This window comes from Promicromonospora kroppenstedtii DSM 19349 (assembly GCF_000515355.1).
Taxonomy (GTDB): domain Bacteria; phylum Actinomycetota; class Actinomycetes; order Actinomycetales; family Cellulomonadaceae; genus Promicromonospora; species Promicromonospora kroppenstedtii.
In genome coordinates this window covers 8,769-14,812 of the sequence record NZ_KI911699.1, presented here as the reverse complement: position 1 = coordinate 14,812, position 6,044 = coordinate 8,769, and the positions used below count along the sequence as shown (strand labels likewise).

Here is a 6,044-nt window from a genome sequence, read left to right as displayed (position 1 = left end):
CGCCGAGCCGTTCGGGACCGAGCACCAGGCGGGCGGAGCGGGCCACGCGCCGGGCGGCGTCGTCACGGGTGGCCAGCACCACGTCGTCCGCGGAGAGCCGGGCGACGGCCTCCACGACGTCCCCCAGCGCGCGCTGCGCCCGGCCGACCCCCCGGTGCGTTCCCCCCGGACCGCCGATCGCGATGACCTGCACGGTGCCCCCTCACAATCGACACAAGTACCCGCTGACAACCACGGGTGCACCACGGACTGTACTGATTTTGCTCATATACGTATATATCTGGGACGGATGAATTTCACTTCTGAGCGTTTTCCCGTACGTCGCGCTCATATGAGCGCGCTACGCTCCTGGTCGTGAAATCGAACCAGCTCCTGGTGGACGACCGGCCCGTGGCCGCCGTCGAGGTCGCCGACACCGCCCTGACCCGCGCCCGCGGCCTGCTCTTCCGGCGCGTGCTGCCCGAGGCCCTGCTGCTCTCCCCGTGTTCGTCGGTGCACGGCGCGTGGATGCGCGTGCCGCTCGACGTGGCCCTCCTCTCGACGGACGGCGAGGTGGTGCACGCCCAGGTGCTGCGCCCCTGGGCCGTGACCCGCCCCCGCCGGGGCGTGACCCAGGTGCTCGAGGCGCCCACCGGGAGCTTCGAGCGCTGGGGCCTGCGCCCCGGCAGCCGGGTCGCCCTGGCGACCCCGACCCGGGCGTAGCGGGGACTCATGGGTTGCCGAAGCTCTTGCCGCCGCTGAACGTCGGGGTCGGCGGGGCGGAGAACTCGGTCGTGTAGTAGTCGTCGGGCGCCTCGAAGTCCTTGGCCCGGCACTGCGGCGCCGGCGAGGTGGTCTGCTTGTTGCCGTCCACGTCGGTCACCTCGAACGACGACTCGGACAGGGTGCGGTTCTCGTCGACGGAGGTGAAGTCGACCTTGAACAGGTCCAGGCCCTCCCACTTCAGGCCGTACCCGCCGCCCTCGGTGACCTTGTCCATGTCGTACTTCAGCTCGCGCACGTTGGCGTGGTCCTGGGCGGCCTCGTACAGCTCGCCGCCCTCCTCGTCCTCGCCGGCGATCTCGACGTCGCCCTTCTTCAGGGTGCCGTCGTCGTTGCGGGGAAAGATCTCGTCGATCTTGGGGCCGAGCTTCTCGCGCAGCTCCGGGTACTGGTTGAAGTCGATGATCAGCTCGGTCCTGGAGAGCGTGCCCTCCTCCTCCTGCTTGCTGTAGCCACCGGTCGCCTTGAAGCCGTAGGGCAGCACCACGTCGATGTCGATGCCGGCCTTGTAGAGCGTCTTCATCACCTGGTCGTCCATGGCGATCGTGAGCTTGGACAGCTTGCCGTCCTTGTCCCAGATCACCGACGTGCTGGTGGTGCCCTTCCACTCCATGCCGACCTGCCCCTTGCCCTTGCCCTTGCCGGAGCTGGTCTCCTTGTCGTTCTTCTTGGTGAAGGGCTGCTTGCCGGACAGCTCGGCCCCGATCAGGAACCCGCCGATGTCGGACGAGGTGTACGTGGCGGTCACCGAGCCGTCCGACCACTGCCGGTCCTCGACCTGGATCTCGCCCTCGTAGCCGCCGTCGACCATGCCCTTGAGCTCGACCGGGCCCACCCCGGCACCCCACTTGAGGCCGCCCTTGAGCTTGACCTTCTTGATGTCGCTCGTGGACGTGGCGACCAGGTGGTGGTCGGGCTCCTCGTCCTGGAGGTCCATGACGTCACCGACGTCGGGCATGTGGGCCGGGGGCGGCGGGCAGTAGCTGCTCAGGTGCGGCGGCGGGCAGTGCGTCGGCGGGGAGCTCACGATCTCCGCCGACAGGGAGTACTTCTTGTACCAGTTGATCCAGTCCTGGGCCTTCTGCATGTCGGTGAACTCGTAGGTGTAGTCCTCGGCGTAGCCGGTGATGCCCGCGATGTCGAAGGCGATGGGCGTGCCGCCCACGTCGCTGCCGCTGGCGCCCACGCCGAACTCCACGCCCTTGAGGATGTGGATGCGGATGCGCCCGTCGCCCAGCTTCTCGATCAGCGTCCCGTTGCTGTCGCCCCAGCGGAAGAACAGGAACTGGACGTTGGTGCTGTCCACGTGCCCCGTGGCCTCCACCACGCAGGGCAGCTCCATGGAGCCGTACTTCTCGGTGACGCAGTTGGCCAGCTCGCCGGCGCGGGCGGCGCGCTCCTTGCCGGGCTCGGCGTCCTCGTAGGCCGCCCACTCCTGCTCGCAGCCCTTGGGCACGGGCAGCTCGCGGCAGCCCACCTGCACCTTCGGTGGGGCGTCCTCGTCGAACTCCTCGCTCGTGGGCAGCGTGGCGACGCAGGACTCGTCGTTCGGGTCGTCCTTGGGCTCGCCGCGCCCGTCGAGCACGCAGTCCACGAAGTCCTGGATCTCGTCCTCGCGGTAGACGCGGTCCTCCCGAGGGCGGTCCAGGTGGCCCTCGGGCATGTTGGCGGAGAAGCAGATGGTCGGGCCGGGGTACCAGACGCAGTCGATCTGCACGACGGCGGTGTCCCACTGGGAGTCGGGCTTGTCCACGAAGTCGAAGGTCACGTCGTCCTCGCAGCTGCCCGTGGGCGGGCTGTACTCGTCCCCCGGGGACTCGTCGTCGCCCGGGTCACCGGGCTCCCCCGGGGAGCCGGGGTCGCCACAGCCGTCGACCCCCTCCTCCTTGACGATCGGGTCGACGGCGCACAGCCACTGCTCGCTCACGTCGGCCGCCACCGGGGTCGCCGCGGCGAACACGATGCCGACCACGAGCAGCAGCAGACCGATGACCGCGACGTACTCGGTGAGCGCCTGTCCCGCCTCGCGGTCTCGTCTGGTCATGCTCGAAAACTAGGACGGGAGCATGAACTCGAACTGTCCGGGAAACGTCCCGTCGGCGTACAGATTCGCGCCGAAACCGCAGGTCATGGGCCCGCGGCACCACGCAGTGGGGCCACGGGCCCAGTGCCCGGGAAGATTTCACCCGCCCGCTCACGGCTGCTTGAACTTCACGGTCCTGGTGTCCGGGTCGTAGTCGTAGTTGCCCGTGAACCCCCAGTTGATCCAGCCGCCGTCGCCCTTGTTCTTCACCGTGCCCTGGTTGATCCCGATGACGTCCATCCCGTCGACCGTGGCCAGGTGCACGAACCCGAACAGGCCGCTGAAGTTGAAGTTGCCGAAGTCCTTCACGACCAGGATGTTCTTGTCCGGGAAGGCCGCGGAGTACTCGTCCAGCAGCGAGTGCACCCGGTCGGCCCGGTCCTTCGGCACGTCGCCGTCGTAGTCCGTGCCCGGGTAGGTGCCCTCGGTGAACTTGGGTGACTTGTTGTCCACGTACTCGGTGCCGATGTCGTGGCTCTGCTGCCCGATCTGCGTGGGCGGGTCGGAGAAGTCGTCGCTGTAGTAGGCGGGCGGCTGCTCGAAGTCCTTGGCCCTGCACTGCGGCGCCGGCGAGACCTTCTGCTTGTTGCCGTCCACGTCGGTCACCTCGAACGACGACTCCGAGAGGATCTGCTCCTCGTCCACCGAGGTGAACGACACCTTGAACAGGTCGAGCCCTTGCCACGTCAGGCCGCCGCTGCCGCCCTCGGTCGATCGCGTCGCGTCGTAGGTCAGCTCGCGCACGTTGGCATAGTCCTCGGCGGCCTCGAACAGCTCGCCGCCCTCCTCGTTCTGCCCGTCGATCTCGACGTCGTCCTTGATCAGGTTGCCCTCCTTGTCACGGGGGAACACCTCGTCGATCTTCGGGCCGAGCTTCTCGCGCAGCTCCGGGTACTGGTTGAAGTCGATGATCAGCTCGCGCTTGGAGAGGGTTCCCTCCTCCTCGGAGCTGCTGTAGCCGCCGTTGACCGCGAAGCCGTACGGCAGCGCCACGGACAGGTCGATGCCGGCCTTGGCCAGGGTGCGCATCACCTGGTCGTCCATCGAGATGATCAGCTTGGAGAGCTTGCCCTCCTTGTCCCAGGCCGCCGTCGTGCTGGTGGTGCCCTTCCACTCCATGCCCACCGAGCCCGAGCCGGCGCCCGAGCCGGAGCTGGTCTCCTTGCCGTCCTTGTCCTTGGTGAACGGCTTCTTGCCGCCCAACGAGGCCCCGATCAGGAACCCTCCGATGTCGGACGACGTGTACGTGGCCGTGCGGCTGCCGTCGGACCAGCGCCGGTCCTCGACCTGGACCTCGCCCTCGTAACCGCCCTCGACGCTACCCGTCAGGGAGAACGGCCCGTTCTTGCCGGTCAGGCTGAGACCGCCCTTGAGCTTCACCTTCTTGATGTCGCTGTCCGCCTCGGCCAGCTCGTGGTGCTCGGGCTCCTCGTCCTGGAGGTCCTGCACGTCGCCGACGTCGGGCATGTGGTCGGGCGGTGGCGGGCAGTAGCTCATCGGCGGCGGACAGTTGCGGCCGCCCCCGCTGTAGACGATGGACTTGGCCATGTCGTACCGCTTGTACCAGTTGATCCACTCCTGAGCCTTGGTCATGTCCGTGAACTCGTACGTCTTGTCGGTCCCGTACCCCGTGATGCCGGCGATGTCGAAGCTGACCGGCGAGCCGCCCACCTCGCTGCCGCTCGCACCCGCGCCCATCTCCACCCCGGTCAGGATGTGGATGCGGATGCGCCCGTCGCCCAGCTTCTCGATCAGCGTCCCGTTGCTGTCGCCCCACCGGAAGAACAGGAACTGGATCTCCGAGCTGTCCACGTGCCCGGTGGCCTGGACCACGCAGGTCGGCTCCATCGACTTGTACTTCTCGGTGATGCAGTTGGCCAGCTCGCCGGCGCGGGCGGCGCGCTCCTTGCCGGGCTCGGCGTCCTCGTAGGCCGCCCACTCGGCCTCGCAGCCCTTCGGCACCGGGTACTCGCGGCAGCCCACCTGCACCCTCGGCGGGGCGTCCTCGTCGATCTCCTCGCTGGTCGGCATCGTGTTCACGCACGACTCGTCGTCCGGGTCGTCCTTGGGCCCGCCCCGGCCGTCGAGCACGCAGTCCACGAAGTCCTGGATCTCCTCCTCCAGGTACACCTGGTCCTCGGTGTCCCGGTCCAGGTGCCCGTCCGGCATGTTGGCGGAGAAGCAGATGGTCGGGCCGGGGTACCAGACGCAGTCGATCTGCACGACGGCGGTGTCCCACTGGGAGTCGGGCTTGTCCACGAAGTCGAAGGTGACGTCGTCCTCGCAGCTGCCCGACGGCGGGCTGTAGTCGTCCCCCGGGCTCGGTGAGTCCCCGGGCTCCCCGGGATCACCGTCGTCGTCGACGCAGTGCTCTGCGCCCTCCTCCTTGACGATGGGGTCGACCGCGCACAGCCACTGCTCGCCGATGTCCGCGGCCACCGGGGTGGCCGCGGCGAACACGATGCCGACGATCAGCAGCAGCAGGCCGATGACCGCGACGTACTCGGTGAGCGCCTGCCCGGCCTCGCGCCCGGGACGTCGGGTGCGGAGCACCCCTGCGCGACGGCCGGCGTTCACCTCGTCGTCACTGGTCATTCATTCACGGTATGGACCAGCCGGGTAGAGGACGACGGCCCGGCGGCCCAACCATGCGCCCAAAAACCTCTGGGCCCGGGGGCCTACTCCTTGGCCACCAGCGTCAGCACGTCGTAGGTCGCCACCTGCTCGTCGCGCTGGTTGGTGAGCACGGCGTCCCAGCGCACCTCGCCGTAGTCCTCGTCCTCGCGCGGGGTGATCTGGGCCGCCGTCAGCCGTACCCGGATGGTGTCCCCGGGCGAGACCGGCGTCAGGAACCGCAGGTTCTCCAGGCCGTAGTTCGCCAGCACCGGGCCCGGAGCCGGGTCCACGAACAGGCCCGCCGCGAAGGACACGAGCAGGTACCCGTGGGCCACGCGCCCGGGGAAGAACGGGTTGGCCGCGGCGGCCTCCTCGTCGGTGTGCGCGTAGAAGGTGTCGCCGGTGAAGTCGGCGAAGTGCGTGATGTCGTCGAGCGTGACCTCCCGCGGCTCCGACTCGACGGCGTCGCCGATCCGCAGCTCCGCGAGCGACCGGCGGAAGGGATGCCCCGCGTCGGTGCGCGACGGCGCCCCCGCCCGCCACCGGCCGGTCAGCCCGGTCAGTGCCGCGGGCGTGCCCTGCA

General features: G+C 68.8%; 5 protein-coding genes. 1 reads left to right on the top strand and 4 read right to left on the bottom strand.

What is annotated here, in order from left to right:
* A partial coding sequence (locus tag PROKR_RS35365; RefSeq protein WP_036965476.1) for a hypothetical protein occupies nt 1-193 on the bottom strand: 193 nt, incomplete at its 3' end.
* Between the two features lie 161 nt (nt 194-354).
* Here PROKR_RS35365 and PROKR_RS18250 point away from each other — a divergent pair.
* Nucleotides 355-702, top strand: coding sequence for a DUF192 domain-containing protein (locus tag PROKR_RS18250; RefSeq protein ID WP_051433121.1), 348 nt, complete (start codon nt 355-357; stop codon nt 700-702).
* Nucleotides 703-709: 7 nt separating this feature from the next.
* Here the strand turns inward: PROKR_RS18250 and PROKR_RS18245 are convergent, their stop codons facing one another.
* From PROKR_RS18245 to PROKR_RS31680, 3 genes are all read right to left on the bottom strand, one after another.
* The gene (locus PROKR_RS18245; protein WP_036965474.1) at nt 710-2,806 is read right to left on the bottom strand and encodes a hypothetical protein; all 2,097 of its coding nucleotides are present in this window, start codon (nt 2,804-2,806) and stop codon (nt 710-712) included.
* Between the two features lie 150 nt (nt 2,807-2,956).
* Nucleotides 2,957-5,440, bottom strand: a complete 2,484-nt coding sequence (locus tag PROKR_RS18240) for a hypothetical protein (RefSeq protein ID WP_036965472.1) — start codon at nt 5,438-5,440, stop codon at nt 2,957-2,959.
* Nucleotides 5,441-5,523: 83 nt separating this feature from the next.
* On the bottom strand, nt 5,524-6,044 hold a 521-nt coding region (locus tag PROKR_RS31680; RefSeq protein ID WP_036965470.1), incomplete at its 5' end, for a MaoC/PaaZ C-terminal domain-containing protein.

What these genes read in the sequence shown, in the direction of transcription:
- PROKR_RS18245 (WP_036965474.1), bottom strand. Translation starts at nt 2,806, where the DNA reads ATGACCAGACGAGACCGCGAGGCGGGACAGGCGCTCACCGAGTACGTC.
- PROKR_RS18240 (WP_036965472.1), bottom strand. Translation starts at nt 5,440, where the DNA reads ATGACCAGTGACGACGAGGTGAACGCCGGCCGTCGCGCAGGGGTGCTC.